Source organism: Kitasatospora sp. NPDC057223 (assembly GCF_042669755.1).
Lineage (GTDB): Bacteria > Actinomycetota > Actinomycetes > Streptomycetales > Streptomycetaceae > Kitasatospora.
Map to the genome: position 1 here is coordinate 1 of NZ_JBHUWW010000066.1, position 17,932 is coordinate 17,932.

At 73.6% G+C, this 17,932-nt stretch carries 20 protein-coding genes and 1 tRNA gene; 14 read left to right on the forward strand and 7 right to left on the reverse strand.

What is annotated here, in order from left to right; all coding sequences use genetic code 11:
- A partial coding sequence (locus ACFUK0_RS22715; protein ID WP_380252992.1) for an MMPL family transporter occupies positions 1–2,262 on the reverse strand: 2,262 nt, incomplete at its 3' end.
- Between the two features lie 228 nt (positions 2,263–2,490).
- Positions 2,491–3,492, reverse strand: coding sequence for a zinc-binding alcohol dehydrogenase family protein (locus ACFUK0_RS22720; RefSeq protein ID WP_380252994.1), 1,002 nt, complete (start codon positions 3,490–3,492; stop codon positions 2,491–2,493).
- Positions 3,493–3,599: 107 nt separating this feature from the next.
- Here ACFUK0_RS22720 and ACFUK0_RS22725 point away from each other — a divergent pair, with 107 nt between their 5' ends.
- From ACFUK0_RS22725 to ACFUK0_RS22735, 3 genes are all read left to right on the forward strand, one after another.
- Positions 3,600–3,938, forward strand: a complete 339-nt coding sequence (locus ACFUK0_RS22725) for an ArsR/SmtB family transcription factor (RefSeq protein ID WP_380252996.1) — start codon at positions 3,600–3,602, stop codon at positions 3,936–3,938.
- A gap of 51 nt (positions 3,939–3,989) precedes the next feature.
- Complete coding sequence (locus ACFUK0_RS22730) at positions 3,990–4,568, forward strand: HhH-GPD-type base excision DNA repair protein (RefSeq protein ID WP_380252998.1); 579 nt, start codon at positions 3,990–3,992, stop codon at positions 4,566–4,568.
- A 192-nt stretch (positions 4,569–4,760) separates the two neighbouring features.
- A complete protein-coding gene (locus ACFUK0_RS22735; protein WP_380253000.1) occupies positions 4,761–5,471 on the forward strand; it encodes a hypothetical protein in 711 nt (236 codons plus the stop codon).
- Here the strand turns inward: ACFUK0_RS22735 and ACFUK0_RS22740 are convergent.
- On the reverse strand, positions 5,421–5,720 hold the full coding sequence (locus ACFUK0_RS22740) for a KTSC domain-containing protein (protein ID WP_380253002.1): 300 nt from the start codon (positions 5,718–5,720) through the stop codon (positions 5,421–5,423). The genes ACFUK0_RS22735 and ACFUK0_RS22740 overlap by 51 nt on opposite strands.
- Positions 5,721–5,831: 111 nt before the next feature.
- A complete protein-coding gene (locus ACFUK0_RS22745) occupies positions 5,832–7,349 on the reverse strand; it encodes an MFS transporter (RefSeq protein WP_380253004.1) in 1,518 nt (505 codons plus the stop codon).
- A gap of 95 nt (positions 7,350–7,444) precedes the next feature.
- Here ACFUK0_RS22745 and ACFUK0_RS22750 point away from each other — a divergent pair, with 95 nt between their 5' ends.
- A complete protein-coding gene (locus tag ACFUK0_RS22750) occupies positions 7,445–8,410 on the forward strand; it encodes a helix-turn-helix transcriptional regulator (protein WP_380253006.1) in 966 nt (321 codons plus the stop codon).
- 7 nt (positions 8,411–8,417) lie between these two features.
- Here the strand turns inward: ACFUK0_RS22750 and ACFUK0_RS22755 are convergent, their stop codons facing one another.
- Positions 8,418–8,936, reverse strand: coding sequence for a YbhB/YbcL family Raf kinase inhibitor-like protein (locus ACFUK0_RS22755; RefSeq protein ID WP_380253008.1), 519 nt, complete (start codon positions 8,934–8,936; stop codon positions 8,418–8,420).
- A gap of 92 nt (positions 8,937–9,028) precedes the next feature.
- On the opposite strand from ACFUK0_RS22755, the gene ACFUK0_RS22760 reads away from it, so the two are divergent.
- Positions 9,029–9,721, forward strand: coding sequence for a rhomboid family intramembrane serine protease (locus ACFUK0_RS22760; RefSeq protein ID WP_380253010.1), 693 nt, complete (start codon positions 9,029–9,031; stop codon positions 9,719–9,721).
- A 77-nt stretch (positions 9,722–9,798) separates the two neighbouring features.
- The gene (locus ACFUK0_RS22765; RefSeq protein WP_380253012.1) at positions 9,799–10,965 is read left to right on the forward strand and encodes a hypothetical protein; all 1,167 of its coding nucleotides are present in this window, start codon (positions 9,799–9,801) and stop codon (positions 10,963–10,965) included.
- Between the two features lie 6 nt (positions 10,966–10,971).
- Here ACFUK0_RS22765 and ACFUK0_RS22770 read toward each other — a convergent pair whose 3' ends face one another.
- Positions 10,972–12,555, reverse strand: coding sequence for a helicase HerA-like domain-containing protein (locus tag ACFUK0_RS22770; RefSeq protein WP_380253014.1), 1,584 nt, complete (start codon positions 12,553–12,555; stop codon positions 10,972–10,974).
- A 208-nt stretch (positions 12,556–12,763) separates the two neighbouring features.
- Between ACFUK0_RS22770 and ACFUK0_RS22775 the strand changes: the two genes are divergently transcribed.
- The gene (locus ACFUK0_RS22775) at positions 12,764–13,060 is read left to right on the forward strand and encodes a type II toxin-antitoxin system VapB family antitoxin (protein WP_329927244.1); all 297 of its coding nucleotides are present in this window, start codon (positions 12,764–12,766) and stop codon (positions 13,058–13,060) included.
- Between the two features lie 287 nt (positions 13,061–13,347).
- Positions 13,348–14,016 (forward strand): LytR C-terminal domain-containing protein, encoded by a 669-nt coding sequence (locus tag ACFUK0_RS22780; RefSeq protein WP_380253017.1) that lies wholly within the window; start codon positions 13,348–13,350, stop codon positions 14,014–14,016.
- Positions 14,017–14,099: 83 nt separating this feature from the next.
- On the opposite strand, the gene upp is transcribed toward ACFUK0_RS22780, so the two are convergent.
- A complete protein-coding gene (gene upp / locus ACFUK0_RS22785) occupies positions 14,100–14,735 on the reverse strand; it encodes a uracil phosphoribosyltransferase (protein ID WP_380253019.1) in 636 nt (211 codons plus the stop codon).
- Positions 14,736–14,903: 168 nt separating this feature from the next.
- Here upp and ACFUK0_RS22790 point away from each other — a divergent pair, with 168 nt between their 5' ends.
- The 6 genes from ACFUK0_RS22790 (at position 14,904) to ACFUK0_RS22815 (ending at position 17,861) form a co-directional block, all read left to right on the forward strand.
- Positions 14,904–15,140 (forward strand): hypothetical protein, encoded by a 237-nt coding sequence (locus ACFUK0_RS22790; RefSeq protein ID WP_380253021.1) that lies wholly within the window; start codon positions 14,904–14,906, stop codon positions 15,138–15,140.
- Positions 15,141–15,348: 208 nt separating this feature from the next.
- Positions 15,349–15,912, forward strand: a complete 564-nt coding sequence (locus ACFUK0_RS22795; RefSeq protein WP_380253023.1) for a hypothetical protein — start codon at positions 15,349–15,351, stop codon at positions 15,910–15,912.
- Between the two features lie 54 nt (positions 15,913–15,966).
- Positions 15,967–16,488, forward strand: coding sequence for a tRNA adenosine(34) deaminase TadA (gene tadA / locus ACFUK0_RS22800; RefSeq protein ID WP_380253025.1), 522 nt, complete (start codon positions 15,967–15,969; stop codon positions 16,486–16,488).
- Positions 16,489–16,518: 30 nt separating this feature from the next.
- A tRNA-Ser gene (locus ACFUK0_RS22805) sits at positions 16,519–16,608 on the forward strand.
- 195 nt (positions 16,609–16,803) lie between these two features.
- Positions 16,804–17,475 (forward strand): DUF6313 family protein, encoded by a 672-nt coding sequence (locus ACFUK0_RS22810; RefSeq protein ID WP_380253027.1) that lies wholly within the window; start codon positions 16,804–16,806, stop codon positions 17,473–17,475.
- A complete protein-coding gene (locus ACFUK0_RS22815; protein WP_380253029.1) occupies positions 17,472–17,861 on the forward strand; it encodes a hypothetical protein in 390 nt (129 codons plus the stop codon). The genes ACFUK0_RS22810 and ACFUK0_RS22815 overlap by 4 nt, the downstream gene beginning before the upstream one ends.
- The last annotated feature ends 71 nt before the right edge of the window (positions 17,862–17,932 follow it).

A 17,932-nucleotide genomic window follows, 5' to 3' on the forward strand; every position in this document is an offset into this window, starting at 1 on the left:
ACCCACGGGTGCGCGGGGGTCCTCGCGGACACCCTGGTCGCCCTGCCGGCCGGCGTCGGCCGGCTCGAACTCCCGGTCGCGGGCCGGCTGCCGGTCGGCGGCCGGGGCGGGGGCCGGGTCGGGCTCGCCCTCGACGGACACGTGCGGCAGCAGCCGGTCGAGCCAGCGCGGCAGCCACCAGTTGGCCTTGCCGAAGCGGTGCATCAGCGCCGGGACGAGGACCATCCGCAGCACCAGCACGTCGAGCAGGACGGCCAGGGCCAGCCCGAGCCCGAACTCGGCGATCATGCGCTGGCCGGCGAAGATGAAGGCGGCGAACACGCAGGCCATGATGACGGCCGCGGCCGTGATGACCTGGCCGGTCTCGGCGTGGCCGACCCGGACGGCCCGGCGGTTGTCCCGGGTGTGCGTCCACTCCTCGTGCATCCGGCTGATCAGGAAGACCTGGTAGTCCATCGAGAGGCCGAACAGGATCGCGATGATCATGACCGGGGCGAAGGCCTCCACCGGCCCGGCCGCGCCGACCCCCAGCGCCTCGGAACCCCAGCCCCACTGGAACACCGCGACGATCGCACCGAACGCCGCACCCATCGTGAGCAGGTTCATCGCGACGCCGATCAGCGGCACCAGCAGGCTGCGGAAGGCCACCATCATCAACAGGCAGCCCAGGCCGACGATGATCCCGATGAACAGCGGCAGCTTGGAGATCAGGACGTCCGCGAAGTCCGCCGCCGTCGCGGTGGCGCCGCCGACGTACACCTGCAGCCCGGTGCCCGCCTCGGCCTGCGGGACGACGTGCTCGCGCAGCTCGGTGATCAGGTCGGAGGTCTGGACGGACTGCGGGGAGGTGGTGGGCACGACCCGGACGGTCCCGACCTCCTGGCCGGGCTGCATCGGCGCCGCTGCCACCTGGGCGACGCCGTCCAGGCCCTTCAGCTCGGTGACGAGCTTGTCCAGCGCCGCCTTGTCCTGCGCGGTGGACGCCTCGGCGACCAGCAGCAGCGGGCCGTTGGAGCCGGGGCCGAAGCCGCCGGCCATCAGGTCGTACGCCTGCCGGGAAGTGGTGGACTTCGGGTTGTTGCCCGCGTCGGAGCTGCCCAGGCGCAGCGAGAGCACCGGCAGCGAGACGGCGACCATCAGCAGCAGCGCGACGAGCGCCTTGCCGGTCGGCCGGGCCTGCACCTTCGCGGCCCAGCGGGCCCAGAAACCGGAGGCGTGCACCTCGGACGGGCCGTGCTCGGCGAGCTGCCTGCGCTGGGCCCGGCTGAGCACCTTCAGCTTGAGCATGCCGAGCATCGCGGGCAGCAGGGTGATCGCGGCCAGCACGGTGAGGGTCACCGTGAGCGCTGCGGAGATCGCCATCCCGTTGAGGAAGCCGATGCCGAGGATCAGCATGCCGAGCAGGGCGATCACCACGGTCAGGCCGGCGAACAGCACGGCGCGGCCGGAGGTGTTCAGCGCCTTGGCCACCGAGTCCTGCACGCTCAGGCCCGCCATCAGGCCCTTGCGGTGGCGGTTCACGATGAACAGCGCGTAGTCGATGCCGACGCCGAGGCCGACCAGGACGCCGAGGGTGGGCGCGACCGAGGCGATCGACATGCCGTGGCTGAGCAGGCCGGTGCCGACCACGCCGGTGCCGACGCCGGCCACGGCGGTGAGGATCGGCAGCGCGGCCGCCCAGATCGAGCGGAACACCAGCGTCATCACGATCAGCGCGGCGACGATGCCGATGATCTCGCTGGTCCCGCCCATCTCGCTCTCGGTGTTCTGGATCGCCTGCCCGCCCAGCTGGACGTCCAGGCCGTCGGTGCCGGCCTGCTTCGCCAGCTCGACCACGTGCTCGACGTCGGCCTTGGGGATGTCGTGGGCGTTGCCGGTGAACGTCACCTGCGCGTACGCGGTGGCGCCGTCCTGGCTGACCTGGAGCGCGCCCTGCGGGGAGTAGGGGCTGACCACCGAGGCGACGGACGGGCTGGTGGAGATCTCCTCCAGGGCCCGGCTCATCCGGTCCTTGGTCGCGGCGTCGTTCACCGAGCCGCCGGTGGTGTGCCAGACGACCGTGTCGGTGTCGCCGGCGGCGGCCGGCATGCCGGCCTTCAGCAGGTCCATCGCCTTGCTGGACTCGGTGGCCGGCATCGACATGCTGTCGCTGTACTTGGTGCCGATGGCGCCGGACACCGCGCCGAGGCCCACCAGCAGGCCCACCCAGAGCAGGACGGTGACGAGCCGGTGCCGATGGCACCAGCGGGCAAGGACGGACATTCGCTCTCCAGGGGGTCGGGCGTGTCTCGGCGCCTCGGGTACGTCGGGGGCGGACGGCAGTGTCCGACGCCCCGGCCCGCAGGGGCCGCGGGCCTTCTCCCCGGTCTGTCCAACCCTGCCGTCCGGGGCGCGCGTTGTCGTCACCCGTCCGCAGACACCCGGCATACCGCGACCGCGGTACCCGGCCGCCCCCGGGTACCGCGGTCGCGGGTGCCCTGCCCCTAGGGGTCAGGCCTCCCCGCCCAGCCGGACCACGTACTTGCCCGCGCCCCGGCCGGCGGCCAGCAGGTCGTGGACGGCGGGCACCCCGGCCGGCGAGGCGACCTCGGTGACGGGCAGCGCGAGCCGGCCCTCGGCCAGCAGGGCGAGGGTGCGGCGCAGCGCGGCCGCCACCCGGTGCGGCGCCGCCGCGACCAGCCCGCGGTGGCTGAAGCCGCTGATGGTGAGGTTGCCGCCGAGCAGCCGCCCGGCGGGCGGCAGCGGTGCGGGGGCGGCGCCGCCCGCGTTGCCGAACAGCACGATCCGGCCGCCGGGCGCCGTGACGGCGAGGTCCAGGTCGAGGGCGGCGGTGCCCAGCGGGTCGAGGACGAGGTCCACACCCCGGCCGCCGTTGGCCGCCAGGACGGCTGCGGCGAGCGCGTCGTCCCGGCCGTCCCGGGCGAGGGCGGCGTGGTAGCCGCCCCGCTCGGCGGCGGCCACCTTGTCCGGGCGCCCGACGGTGCCGATCAGCCGCCCGCCCCCGAGCAGCGGGACGAGCCGGGCCAGGGCCGCGCCGATGCCGCCCGAGGCGGAGTGCACGAGCACGGTCTCACCGGCTGCGAAGCGGCCGACGTCGGCGAGCAGCAGCAGGGCGGTGGCGAGGCCGGTGGGCGCGGCGGCGGCGGCCGGGAGCGGCACGCCGTCCGGTACGAGGGCGGTGACCTCGGCCCGGGCCAGCGCGACCTCGGCGATGCCGCCGCCGGGCGTGACGGCGGCGACCCGCTGCCCGACGGCCAGGCCCTCGACGCCCGGGCCGACCTCCCGGACGGTGCCGGCCACCTCGATGCCGGGGACGTACGGCCAGGCGGAGGCGTATCCGGCGTCGCCGCGCCGGGCCATCACGTCGGCGAAGTTCAGGCCCGCGTGGGCGACGTCGACCGAGATCTCGCCCGGTCCGGGCCGGGGCGTGGCCACCTCCCGGACCTCGGAGTTCTCGGCTCCCCCCGGAGCTGTCATCACCAAAGCGCGCATCACTGGGCTCCCCGCACTAGTTCGATGTTCGACGTACGACGTAATTCATAGCACATGTTGTACGATGACTGTCGAAATACCTCCGGCCCGCCCGACCAGGAGCACCGATGCCCCGCTCGCACCAGCGCCGCACCCCGCTGACCCACCCCGACGCCGCCGACGTCGACCTCTTCGACGTGCTCCACGCACTCTCCGACCCGACCCGGATGACCATCGTGCAGACCCTGCACGGCGACCCCGAGCGGGCCTGCGGCACCTTCCCGGTGGACGTCGCGCCGTCCACCCTCAGCCACCACTTCCGGGTCCTGCGCGACGCCGGGGTGATCCACCAGCGCGAGGACGGCAACCGGCGGCTGACCAGCCTGCGCCTGGACGACCTCGACGGGCGGTTCCCCGGCCTGCTCGGCACCGTCCTCGCCGCCGCCGGGCCGCCCGCCACGCCCTGACCGCGCGCCGCCGCAGGGCCTGCGGCAGCCCGCTGCGGGAGACTGGTGACCATGGACATCACGCTTCGGCTCGCCCAGCAGCCGGAGGCCGACGCACTGCTCGGCCGCAGCCCGCTGGCCGCCCTCACGGGGATGCTGCTCGACCAGCAGGTACCGATGGAGTGGGCGTTCACCGCGCCCTGGACGATCGCGCAGCGCCTGGGCAGGGACGACCTGGACGCGCGGGAGATCGCCGCCCACGACCCCGAGGACTTCGCCGCACTGCTCGCGCAGAAGCCCGCCGTGCACCGCTACCCGGGCTCGATGGCCAAGCGGCTGCAACAGCTCTGCCAGTACCTGGTCGGGCACTACGACGGGGACGCCGCCGCGGTCTGGCAGGGCGTGGAGAGCGGCGGGGAGCTCCTCACCCGGCTGAACGACCTCCCGGGCTTCGGCCGGCAGAAGGCGCAGATCTTCCTCGCCCTGCTCGGCAAGCAGTTCGGGGTGGCCCCGGACGGCTGGCGGGAGGCGGCCGGCCCGTACGGCGAGGCCGGGTGCCACCGCTCGGTCGCCGACATCACCGGGCCGCAGTCGCTGGCCGAGGTCCGGGCCTTCAAGCAGGAGGCGAAGCGCGCGGCCAAGAAGACCTGACCCGACCTGCACCTACCCGACCTGCACCTACCCGTCGCACTGACGCGTCCATGCAATCTCCGCAGAAGTCTCACAGGAACGCCTGTCCCCCGGACGGACGGGCTGCCTAGGCTCACGCGTACAGACCCGAGCTTGTGCGGGCCCCGGTGCCGGCGGCGGCCTCCTGCCGCGCCGCACGGACGGAAAGATCTCGTGGACTACTGCGCATCATGCCGACGGCATCTCAACGGCGCCCTGTCCTGCCCCGGCTGCGGACGGGCCGCGAACGCGGCCGCCGCTCCCCCGGCCGGCCGGTGGCAGAACCCGGACGACGCCGCACCGACCGAAGCACTCCCCGCCGTACCCGAGGCCGGGCCGGTACCCGCACCCCCGCCGCCCGCCCGGGCGGCCCGGCGCGCGGCCGGCCGGCGCCGCCCGCAGCGCCGCCGGGGCCTGCTCGTGACGGCCGCCGCGGCCCTGGTGCTCGCCGGGCTGGGCGCGACCGCCCTCGCGACCGGCGACACCGGCGGTGCCCCGCCGCCGCCCGCCACCGCGGCCACCGCCGGGCCGTCCGCCCCGGTCGGCACCGCCGATGCCGTCGCCCCCGCACCCGGCGCGCCCAGCAGCCGGGCCGCGACGGCGACCGCCCGGCCGAGCGGCACGGCCACCCCGGCCCGCCCGAGCCCCAGCACGTCCGCCTCCGTCTCCGCGGCGCCCGGCGCGTCCGCGCCCGCTCCCGGCAGCACGGCGCCGACGTCCGGCAGCACGGCCCCGCCCGCGCCACCCGCGCCGACGCCCCCGGTGCCCGCACCGACGCCGACCTCCGGCGCCACGCCGACGGCCGCACCGAGCCCCACGCCGACGGCCGTCCCGTCACCGTCGCCTTCGCCCACCTGCACCCGGGTCATCTTCTGGTGCACCTGAGCGCCGCCCGGCAACTCCGGGAGGGCGCAGCAGCCGGTAGGCGTAGCGGCCCCTGACGACCTGCCCGAAGCAGCGACCGTGGCTGGGCGCCTCCATCAGCTCCCGGTGCACCGCCGGGGGCACGTCCGCGTACGCGTACACCGCGCCGCTCACGAACTCGATCTCCAGCAGCCGCGCCGCCGCGTCGTAGCCCACCGACCGCAGCGCCGAGGACTCCACCGCCGTGCGGCTCCCGCCCGCCTGTGCCATCGGTCCACCAGCCTCGCCGTCCGGCCCCCGCCCCAGTGTCCGCCGCGGCGCCGACAACGCGAGCGGGCCCCTGGAACGGGTGTGTTCCAGGGGCCCGCAGGAGGGCGGGGCTCAGGGGACGAGCACGGCCTCCCGCTCGACCGGCTCCTCCGCCTCGGCGTGCTCCCCCGTGCCCGCGGAGTGCCCGGGCAGCGCGAACATCAGCGCGAAGACCGCCATCAGCACCCCGGCGACCCACCACATGGCGTGGATGAAACCGCCGGTGAACTCCGTACCGATGGCCTGCGGCGCCACGTGCTCGTCGATCGCGCCGAAGAAGGCCACCGACACCAGGCCGAGGCCGAGCGCCATCCCGAGCTGGCCGACCGTGTTGATCAGCCCGGAGGCCGAGCCGGCGTGCTCGCGCGGCACCTCGGAGAGGATCGCCTCGGTGATCGGGGCGACGATCAGGCCCATGCCGGCGCCCATCACGACCAGCGGCAGCGCCATCTGCCAGGGCTGGATGCCGGCCGCGTACCGGTCGGCCTCCCAGATGTAGAGCAGCACGCCGGCCGCCATCACCAGGGCGCCGGCCTGGAGCACCTTGCGCCCGAACCTCGGCACCAGCTTCTGCACGGACATCCCGGCGGCGACCGAGACCGCGATCGAGAACGGGATGCCGGTGGTACCGGCCCGCAGCGCGCTCCAGCCGAGGCCGATCTGCATGTAGAGCGTCCAGACGAGGAAGAAGATCCCCGAGACGATCCCGAAGGTCAGCTGGACGCCGATCCCGGCGGCGAAGCTCTTGACCCGGAACAGCGTCAGCTCGACCAGCGGAGAGCCGTCCCGGCGGGTCTTGGCCTGCTCGTAGCGGACGAACAGCGCGAACACCGGCAGGCTGCCCGCCATCGACAGGTAGCCCCAGAGCGGCCAGCCCGCCTCGCGGCCGTGGGTCAGCGGGTAGAGCAGCATCAGCAGGCCCGCGCTGGCCAGCGCCATGCCCACCAGGTCCAGCTTCAGGGCCTTCTCGGCCCTGGACTCCGCGATGTAGCGGCGGCCGAGCAGCAGGCCGGCGATGCCGACCGGGAGGTTGATCAGGAAGATCGGGCGCCACTGCAGGCCGAAGAGGTCCCACTGCGTCAGCAGCGCGCCGATCAGCGGCCCGGAGACCGCGCCGAGGCCGACCACCGCGCCGAACATCCCGAAGACCTTGCCGCGCTCGTGGGCGGGGAAGGTCGCGTGGATGATCGACAGCACCTGGGGCACCATCAGCGCGGCCGTGCCGCCCTGCAGGACGCGGGTGGCGATCAGCATCTCCGGCCCGGTGGCCAGGCCGCACAGCGCGGAGGCGACGGTGAAGCCGCCGATCCCCAGCAGGAAGAGCCGCTTGCGGCCGTAGATGTCGCCGAGCCGGCCGCCGGTGATCAGCCCGATCGCGAAGGCCAGGGCGTACCCGCCGGTGACCCACTGGACGGCGCTGAACGAGGCACCGGTGTCCTGCTGGATGCTCGGGATGGCGATGTTGACGATGGTGACGTCGACCAGGTCCATGAAGGAGGCCATCATCACGACGGCGAGGGCGATCCAGCGACGGCGGTCGGCCGAGACCGCCGCCTGTTCGGTGTCGGCGGGTACTGCTGCGGCGGTCATCGCACGCTGCCTTTCCTTGACTGTCCGGGGCACGTCCCCGACTCTAGGGGCGATATAGGTCAGATCCTGTCCTCCTTGTCCGGCATGCTGGCCCCATGACGGACACCCCGGCACGACTGCTGAATCTGCTGTCCCTGCTGCAGACCCCGCGCGAGTGGCCCGGCAGCGAACTCGCCGAGCGGCTGGAGGTCAGCCCGCGCACGATCCGGCGCGACATCGAGCGGCTGCGCGACCTCGGCTACCCCGTCCAGGCCACCATGGGCGCCGTCGGCGGCTACCGGTTGGTCGCCGGCGCCGCGATGCCGCCGCTGCTGCTCGACGACGAGGAGGCGGTGGCCATCGCGGTCGGCCTGCGCGCGGCGGCCGGGCACGCCGTGGTCGGGATGGAGGAGGCCTCGCTGCGGGCGCTCGCCAAGCTCGTCCAGGTGCTGCCGTCGCGGCTGCGGCACCGGGTGAGCGCGCTGAACGAGGCCACCGTCCCGCTGCTGACCGGCGACGGGCCCACCGTCGACCCCGAGGACCTGACCCTGCTGGCCGCCGCCATCACCAACCGCGAGCGGCTGCGCTTCGGCTACCGGGCCGTCGACGGGGCCGACAGCAAACGGCTGGTGGAGCCGCACCGGCTGGTCTCGGCCGGGCGCCGCTGGTACCTGGTCGCGTACGACAACGACCGGGACGACTGGCGGATCTTCCGGGTGGACCGGATCAGCGAGCCCTTCGCCACCGGCGCGCGCGCCCCCGCACGTGAACTGCCCGCCGAGGACGCCGCCGCCTACGTGGCCGCCAAGTTCTCCCGGCTCACCCCCACCTACCGGGCCGTGGTGACCCTCCGGATGCCCGCCGAGGAGGCCGCCCGGCGCCTTTCCGGCGTCGAGGAGGTGGTGCCCCTGGACGAGCACAGCTGCCGGCTGCACAGCCGGGCCGACCAGCTGGAGTGGCTGGCGATGCGGCTGGTCATGCTCGGCTGCGAGTTCGAGGTGCACGAGCCGCCCGAGCTGGCCGGCTACCTGCGCGAGCTGGGCGCCAGGGCCGCCCGCGCCACGGCGGGCGGCCCCGGCTGAGCGCCGGTCAGGAGCTGTACCCGACGACGACGGAGGCCCGGGCGAGGGCGTGGAAGGACAGGTTGAAACCGATCTGGGCGGCCGGGGTGTCGCGGGTGACGTCCAGCGCGGGGACGTCGAGCGCGTGCACGGTGAAGACGTAGCGGTGCGCCGGGCCGGGCGGCGGCGCGGCGCCGTCGTACCGGTGGCCGGGGAAGTCGTTGCGGGCGTGGAACGAGGCCGCGCCGGGGAGGTCCGCGTCCGAGGCGCCGGCGCCGCGGGCCAGCTCGGTGGTGTCGGCGGGCAGGTTCAGGGCCAGCCAGTGCCACCAGCCGCAGCCGGTGGGCGCGTCCGGGTCGAAGCAGGTGACGGCGAAGCCGCGGGTCTCCGGCGGGAAGCCGGACCACGCCAGCTGGGGGGAGAGGTTGCCGCCGCCGTGGGCGAACTCCGCGGGCAGCACCTCACCGTCGGTGATGTCACGGCTGGTCAGGCCGAAGGACGGCACCTGCGGCAGGAAGTCGTACGGAAGCGGCGGACGGGCGCTCACGATGGGTCACCTTTCGATGGGGGCTCCTGGGCCGTCCCCACTTTAGGGTTCCCCCCTCCCGCCCCGGGTGCACGCCGCTCTACAGTCTGGGCATGGCCTCGGAACGCAGCACCGCCTCCACCGGTCCCCTCACCCGGGTGATCATCGGCGCCCGCACCGCCCTGATCGTGATGACCGGCGCACTGGCCGTCATCTGGCTGGTGCAGCTGGCCAACTGGACCGGTGACTACCAGCTGGTGCGGGACTACGGCATCCACCCGCGCCAGGTCGGCGAACTCGGCGACGTCTTCAGCGCGCCGCTGCTGCACGGCACCTGGGAACACGTGGAGAGCAACTCGTTCCCGCTCTTCGTGTTCGGCGTGCTGGCCGCCTACCGGGGCATGCGCCGCTTCCTCGCCCTGACCCTGCTGACGGTGCTGACCAGCGGCGGCGCGGTCTGGCTGCTGGAGGACGCCGGCACCGTGACGGTCGGCGCCAGCGGCGTCGTCTACGGGTACTTCGGCTACGTGGTGCTGCGCGGGATCTTCGACCGGAACCTGCTCGACACGGCGATCGGCGTCCTGCTGGGCGCGTCCTACGCCTACATCCTGCTCGCCGTCGTGCCGGGCGACCCGGGCATCAGCTGGCTGGGCCACCTGGGCGGGCTGCTCGGCGGGCTCGCCGGTGCCTGGGTCTTCCGCGACCGGCGGGCGAAGGCCGGGCCCGCCACCGCCGCCCCGGTGCCCGGGCAGACCCGCAGCACGCGCGCCGACCTGCTGAAAGAGCTGGACGACCTCGGCATCTGACCTCTCAAGGTATAGACCAATGCCGGGCGCCGGGTTAGCGTGAGGGCACCTGTACCCCCCTGCTCCGGAGCCGCACCGTGGAGTCGTCCGTCCTCGCCTTCGCCACCGACCTGATCGACGAGGGCGCCGACACGTTCTTCGGCAACCTCACCGACCGGGCCGGCGTCGGCGGCGTCACGCTCGCCGCCGTCTACCACGAGGCCCGCGACGTCTTCCCGCACAACCCCGGCCGGGTGATCCGGTACCTGGAGCCCGGCGCCGCGTACTTCCGGCCCGACCCGGCCCGCTGGGCCGGCCGCCGGCTCGCCCCGGCCCCGTCCACCGCGATCGGCGACCGCGACCCGTTCGCCGAGGCCGCCGATCAGGCCCGCCGCCGGGGCCTGAAGCTGCACGCCTGGACAGTCTTCTGCCACAACGACCGGCTCGGCTTCCAGCACCCCGACTGCGCCCCCGCCAACGCCTTCGGCGACCGGCACCTCACCGAGCTGTGCCCGGCCAACCCCGAGGTCCGCGAGTACGCGACCACGCTGGTGGCCGAGCTGGCCCGGTACGGCGTGGACGCGATCCGCGCCGAGTCCCTGCACTTCCACGGCCTGCGGCACGGCTACCACCACGAGCGCTACTTCGAGGAGCTGGGCCCGCTCGCCGAGGCCCTGCTCGGGATCTGCTTCTGCGACCACTGCCGGGCGAACGCGGTGCGCGCGGGCGTCCCCGCCGAGGAGGTCCGCGACGCCGTCCGGGACGAGCTGCGCCGCCGCCTCGCCGACGAGAGCGCCGCGGCCGAGCAGACCCCGCTGGACGAGCTGGCCGGCGGCGCGGTCGCCGCGTACGTCGACGCCTCGGCGTCGACCGTCACCTCACTGGCCGCCGAGGTCGCGGAGGCGGCCGCGCAGCACGGCATGCGGCTGACCTTCATGGACGGCGGCGGCCCCGGCAAGGGCTGGCTCTCCGGCATCGACCTGCCGGCCCTCGCCAAGGCCGCCCACCAGATCGAGACCCTCGGCTACGCGAAGACCCCGGAGGCCGTCCGCGAGAAGGTCGCCGCGTTCGCGCTGCACGGCGTCCGGCCCGAGGACATGGCGGTGATCCTGCGCCCGATGGCCTCCGACTGCGACGGCCCGGCCAACCTCGCCGCCAAGATCGAGGTGCTGCGCTCGCTCGGCGTCCCCGAGGTCGAGTTCTACAACTACGGCCTGATGCGGCTCTCCTCGATGGACCGGATCGGCGCCGCGCTGGCCGGCTGACCGGCCCTACCGCCGCCTGCGGGACGTCCCGAACAGGCTGCGGGAGATCTCCCGGCCGAGCTGCGAGCCGGCCGAGCGGGCGAAGGACTTCAGCGCCGGGTTGGCCAGCAGCGAGCCCAGCAGCCCGCCGCCGTCCTTCGGCGCCTGCTCCGCCCGCTCCGCCTGCTCCGGGCCGGGCCGACCCGCCCCGGCCGCCGGCGGCGCGTCCTGCGGCTCCGGCCGGGCGGCCCGGGCCGCCAGCTTCTCGTACGCGGACTCCCGGTCGATCGCGTCGCGGTAACGCGCGGTCAGCGGCGAGGCGTCCACCGCCGCCAGCAGGGCGTCCGCCCCCAGCGGGCCCATCAGCGACTGCGGGGCCCGCAGCCGGGTCGCCGCCACCGGGGTCGGCGCGCCCGTCTCGGAGAGCACCGTCACCACGGCCTCGCCGGTGCCGAGCGAGGTGAGCACCTCGCCCAGGTCGTACGAGGACTTCGGGAAGGTCGAGACGGTCGCCCTGAGTGCCTTCGCGTCGTCCGGGGTGAACGCCCGCAGCGCGTGCTGCACCCGGTTGCCGAGCTGGGCGAGCACGTCCCCGGGGACGTCCTTCGGGGACTGCGTGACGAAGAAGATCCCGACGCCCTTGGACCGGATCAGCCGCACCGTCCGGGTGATCGCCTCCAGGAAGGCCTTGGACGCGCCCTCGAACAGCAGGTGCGCCTCGTCGAGGAAGAACACCAGCTTGGGCCGGTCGAGGTCGCCGACCTCCGGCAGCTCCTGGTACAGGTCGGCCAGCAGCCACATCAGGAAGGTGGAGAACAGCCGCGGCCGGTCCTGCACGGCGGGCAGCTCCAGGACGGACACCAGGCCCCTGCCGTCGGCGGCGGTGCGCAGCAGTTCGGCCGTGTCGAACTCGGGCTCGCCGAAGAACGCCCCGGCGCCCTCGTTGTCGAGCACCGTCAGGGAGCGCAGGATGACGCCCGCGGTGGCGGCGGAGAGGCCGCCGATGCCCTTCAGCTCCTCCTTGCCCTCGGAGGAGGCGAGGAAGGTGATGACCGCGGTGAGGTCCTTGAGGTCGTAGAGCTCCAGGCCCTGTTTGTCGGCGTAGTGGAAGACCAGTCCGAGCGAGGACTCCTGGGTCTCGTTCAGGTCGAGGACCTTGGAGAGCAGCAGCGGCCCGAAGCTGGTGACGGTGGCTCGGACGGGGATTCCGGTGCCCTGGCCGCCGAGCGCGTAGAACTCGGCCGGGCAGCCCCGCGGCGTCCAGGTCTGCCCGACGTCGGCGGCGCGGGCGGCGACCCGGTCACCGGGGGTGCCCGGCGCGGCGATGCCGGAGACATCCCCCTTGATGTCGGCGAGGAACACCGGGACGCCCTGGGCGGAGAGCTGTTCGGCGATCAGCTGGAGCGTCTTGGTCTTGCCGGTGCCCGTCGCCCCGGCCACCAGCCCGTGCCGGTTGAGCACCCCGAGCGGGATCCGGACGGCGGCGGCCGGGTAGGCCGTGGCTCCCTGGAGAGCGGCGCCGAGGTCCAGGGCGGGCCCGGTGAAGGCGTAGCCGTCGGCGATCTCCCGGACGGCGGCGGGCAGCGGGCCGGTCGTCTCGTCGGTTGTCATCGGGGCACGCTCCTGGGCAGGCTGAGCAACGATCGCGACATATCCCATGAAACAACCGCAATCGCCCGCGGGCCGTCTCCGACAGGCCCCTTCACGGGGGAACATTTCGCCCGCACTCCGGGGCATCGATGCAGGTCGGCCACCTGAAGGAAGTCCGGCCGGGCCGCGTCTGCTGCGCCACCGGCCACCCAAACGGTAGGCTTTCCGTGTGATCTTCAAGCGCATCGGCAATGGGCGGCCGTACCCGGATCACGGCCGGACCAGCACCCGCCAGTGGGCGGACGTCGCCCCACGACCGGTGCGGCTGGACCAGCTGGTGACCACCAAGGGGCAGTTGGACCTCGAAACCCTGCTGGCGGAGGACTCCACGTTCTACGGAGACCTCTTCGCCCACGTGGTGAAGTGGCGCGGCGACCTCTACCTGGAGGACGGGCTGCACCGCGCCGTCCGGGCTGCCCTGCAGCAGCGTCAGGTGCTGCACGCCCGGGTCCTCGACATGGAGTGACGGCTCCGCCCGCCACTCCCCACCCGTCCGTCCGGCTGCCTGCGGGCCCTGCCCGCAGGCCCGCTGCCGCGCGCCCGGAGCTGCTCCCACCAGGCGGCCCGTACATCCTTTCGGGTGCCGCCGTACTCCAGATGATGATCCTTTAGTACCTTCGGAGCGGTCCCGCACTAGTCTGCTGACTACGGCCGAAATCTCCCTGGCGCTCCGCCCATCCGGCCGTACCCGTCACCGAACCCCGCCCTGGCACGAGGGGGAGACAAACCGTGAGCATGTTGACTCCCCAAGGCTTGAAGGGGAAGCAGTACCGGGTCACCGGCACCGCGTATCCGCGGCTCGGCAGGCCCCCCAAGAAGAGCCGCAAGATCCTCGCGGTGATCGGCTCCCTGCTCGCCCTGGCGCTCATCGGCCTCGGCGGCGTACAGCTGGTGGACATCTTCAGCGGCAAGTTCAAGCACGCCTCCGCCCAGGCCTGCGCGTCCCCCTCGGCCACCGTGGCCGGAAAACCCCTGGCCGCCCCGGCCACCGACGCCCCGCCCGGTACCGCCGCCACCCCGGCCGCACCGGTCGACCCGGGCGCCGTCCCGCAGCCCCAGAGCGTGACGGTGAACGTCTACAACGCCACCGCCAAGGCCGGCCTGGCCGCCCGCACCGCCGACGAGCTCAAGAAGCGCGGCTTCGTCATCGGCAAGGTCGGCAACGCCCCCACCGCCCTCGACAAGAAGGTGCCCGGCACCGCGACCGTCGTCGGCGGCCCGGCCGCCCTCGGCGCCATGACGCTGCTCAGCTCGCAGATCGCCGGTGCCACCAGCACCCCCGACGCGCGGACCGACGCCAGCGTCGACTTCGTGATCGGCGACAGCTACAACGCCCTGCTCGACGAGACCCAGGCCGCCGCCGCACTCGCGCTGGCCACCAAGCCGACACCGACCGCCTCGCCGGTCAACGGAAGCTGCTGAACACACCCGCACAGGCGCACAGCACGAAGGCCCCCGGTCACCCGGGGGCCTTCGCGGTACCAGCAGGCGGGCGGGTGCGGGGCTCAGCCCGCGGTGCCGTAGAGACGGTCGCCGGCGTCACCGAGGCCCGGCACGATGTAGCCGTTCTCGTTGAGCCGCTCGTCGACCGCGGCGGTGACGACGGTGACCGGCAGGCCGGCCAGCTCCTTCTCCATCACGGCGACGCCCTCCGGCGCCGCCAGCAGCACGACCGCGGTGACGTCGGTGGCGCCGCGGTCGATCAGCATCCGGATGGCCGCCACCAGCGTGCCGCCGGTCGCCAGCATCGGGTCGAGCACGTACACCTGGCGGCCGGAGAGGTCGTCGGGCATCCGGGTCGCGTACGTGGAGGCCTCCAGGGTCTCCTCGTTGCGCACCATGCCCAGGAAGCCGACCTCGGCCGTCGGCAGCAGCCGGGTCATCCCGTCCAGCATGCCGAGGCCGGCCCGCAGGATCGGGACCACCAGCGGCCGCGGGTAGCTCAGGCGGGTACCGGTGGTGACCGCGACCGGCGTGGTGATCTCCACCTGTTCGGTGCGGACGTCCCGGGTCGCCTCGTACGCGAGCAGGGTGACCAGCTCGTCGGTGAGGCGACGGAAGGTCGGTGAGTCGGTGCGCTCGTCGCGCAGGGTGGAGAGCTTGTGGGCGACCAGGGGGTGGTCGACGACGTGGATCCGCATGTCTCGACCATAACCGCGGGCGGACAGGCGTACGACCCACCGGCGCGGCCCCCGGGCCGGTGGGGGCGTTCCGTCACCCAGGGGCGGCACGCCGTGACACACCGCGAATCCCCGGCCCGCTGCCACTGCTGTGGTATCAATCCGGCGGATCTGGGAAGGTCAGACCCTATGACGAGCAACCCGAAGGCCGGGCGCGGCTCGACGGACGAACCCCACGGGCCGTCGGGCGGGCCCGAGCGGGCGGCCCCGGAGCACCCCGAGACCGAGACGGAACGGCGCAAGCGACGCGCCCTGTTCCTGCGCGAACTCGCCGAGGCCCGCGAACTGCGGGCCCGGGTGCAGCCGCGGCGCACCAAGGAGCGCCGGATGCGCGAGGCCATGCGGATGCGAACCTTCCGGATCTGACGGCGTGTCGCCCGATATCGGGGCCCCGGCCCGATTCTTCCGACACGACCTGCGAAGACGCGCTGCCGAACACCCCCCGCAACGGCGGGCTTTCTGTCACGATTCCGGGGGGACGGTCCGAACGGCGGACCGCCCCTGGCGCGGGGGCGGCCGGACCGCATCCGCCCGGGATCGCCTACAGCCGAGACCAATCTTGGGAGTGTCCCTGGTGGCGTACTTCGCTGCAGTGCTTGCTCGCACCGAGGACGGGTGGGATGTGAGCGAGACGGAACTCGACGACGTCGAAACCCTCGCCGACCTGACCGACCTCGCCCGCGAAGCGGCACAGGACGACGACAGCGTGCTGGTCTTCATCGAACAGGAGGACGCGTGGTTCGCCATCGTCCGCGTGGACGGTGAGGAGGACCCACGGATCTTCGTCTCGGACGGCGCCGCAGCCGCCCGCAGTTCCTACGGATCCGTCCTCACCGACGAACTGGTGGAACAGGCCGGAGAGAGCGAGTTCGACGACCTGGACGACCTGGTCGCCGAACTCGACGACGAGGCCGAGGCCTCCGAGCGGGACGACGACACCGAGGACGACGAGGGCCCGGCCGTCGGCCCCGGCGGGGTGCCGGTCGGCCCGCTGGGCGACTCCGAGGTGCTCGTCGAGTTCGGGCTCGCCGCCAAGGACCTGCTCGACCTGAGCGGCGAGGGCGCGGTGCCCGGCGACGCACTGGCCGAGATCGCCGACGCCCTGGGCTGCGGCGAGATCCTGGAGGCCGTGCGGTAGCCGCCGCGCGGTGTCCGGTACCGGCGCCCGCCGGCGATACCGGACACTGGGGGCATGCAGATCGCCCCGCTGCCCGCACCCGTCCGCCCCGACCCGGTACGCGACCGCTGGACGGCGCCGATGCGCCTCGCCATCGCCGAGGCCGCCCTCGCGCCGGCCACCGGCGACGTACCGGTCGGGGCGCTCGTGCTCGGCCCGGACGGCGCCGTCCTCGGGCGCGGCCACAACGAGCGCGAGGCGGTCGGCGACCCGACCGCGCACGCCGAGGTGGTCGCCATCCGCGAGGCCGCCCGGGCCGTCGGCGAATGGCGGCTGAGCGGCTGCACCCTGGTCGTCACCCTGGAGCCCTGCACCATGTGCGCGGGCGCCATCGTGCTGTCCCGGATCGACCGCGTCGTCTACGGCGCCCTGGACGAGAAGGCCGGCGCGGCCGGCTCGCTCTTCGACGTGATGCGCGACCGCCGCCTCAACCACCGGCCCGAAGTGATCCCCGGCGTCCTCGCGGACGACTGCGGCAAGCAGCTCCGGGCCTTCTTCGACGGCCATCGCCCCGGCCTGGGCCAAAGGATTTCGTGACCGCCGCCGCCGTCCGGTACAGTCTTTCTCGGTAGCGTGTCCGAGCGGCCAAAGGAGCACGCCTCGAAAGCGTGTGTGGGGGCAACTTCACCGTGGGTTCGAATCCCACCGCTACCGCCAGCTGAACGAAGGGCCCGTCCGATCCGGACGGGCCCTTCGTCGTGCGCTGCCGGGGTCCGGTCCCGGCCGGCTCCTTCACGGCGGCCCTCCGCGGCGGTACATCAGAATCCGGTAACAGTCACCCACTTCGCGCGGATGCGGCGGTGGGCGACGGCAATGATCGGAGGCAACGACGCGGACACCGAAGGAGCGGACGTGACCGTCGGACCCATTCCGATCCCCGTACATCTGAAGTTACCGTCCCACGGCCGAGGATTCCTCCGACAGATCCGTCGGACCTGGCGCTCCCGGAAGGCGCTCAAGGGCACCAGTCAGTGGATCATCGACTGGTGCCTGCCGATGGCGGCGGCGCTCTTCGCGCTCTACCTGTTCGCCGTCCGGACGGCGAGCCCGGGCGGCGTGTACCGCACGCTGACCCTGATCGACCCGCCGAAGCACCTGCCCCTGTGGCTGGCGTCGCTGGTGGGCTGGCTGCTCGTGCCGGCGATTCTCGGCGGCTTCGCGGGCCATGTCATCGCTCAGCGCATCAGCAGGGTGAAGTCGGTCTCCACCCGCACCCTCTTCCGGCGGCGGCCGATGGGGCAGCGGCTCAGGCCGCCGGGCCTGATCGACGACCTCGTCCCCTACTTCCACGGCAGCTACGGCGAGCAGGACTTCGTCGACGCCTGGGTCAGGGTGGCGCACCGCAACGACTGGGCCCGCGCCCAGGACCACTGGGAGGTGTTCGTCCGCGACATGATGTCGACCCAGCAGTACGCCCACCTCGACCGGCACGAGTGTCTGCGCCAGGTCCGGAACGCAAGCCTGATCACGCTCAAGATCTCCGGCCGGTCGGGCCTGTGCATCGTCTGTGAGAAGAGGCGGTGACCGTGCGCTCCGAGGACGCCGTCGAGATCGTGCGCGCAGCGCTGGCCCTCGCCCTTCCGACGGCGAGCGCGGAGGGCCTCACCCGGGCAGCGGAGACCGTCGTCCGCTGGGGGGCGGAGGAGGCGACGCGGGACCTCACGGCAGCCCTCACCACCCGGATGGTGCTCGACCTGATCGAGGCGGCGGGAGAGGGGCGCGACCCCCTGCGGGCCTTCCGGTCCGCCGAGGCGGAATGGCTGTCGCCGGGCCGGGCGGAGTCCGCCGCCGCCTACCGGACCTGGTCGCGCAGCGAGAGCATGACCCGGCGCCCGTACCTGTCCCGTCCGCAGGAGGGGGAGGACGAACCGGACGGGCCGTTCCCGCCGCCCGCGTCCCGTGACTACTGAGTGCGGGTGCGGCCCGGCGGCCGGGCACGGAAAAGCTCCGTACTCCGGCCGATGACCACCAACGCCTTGAG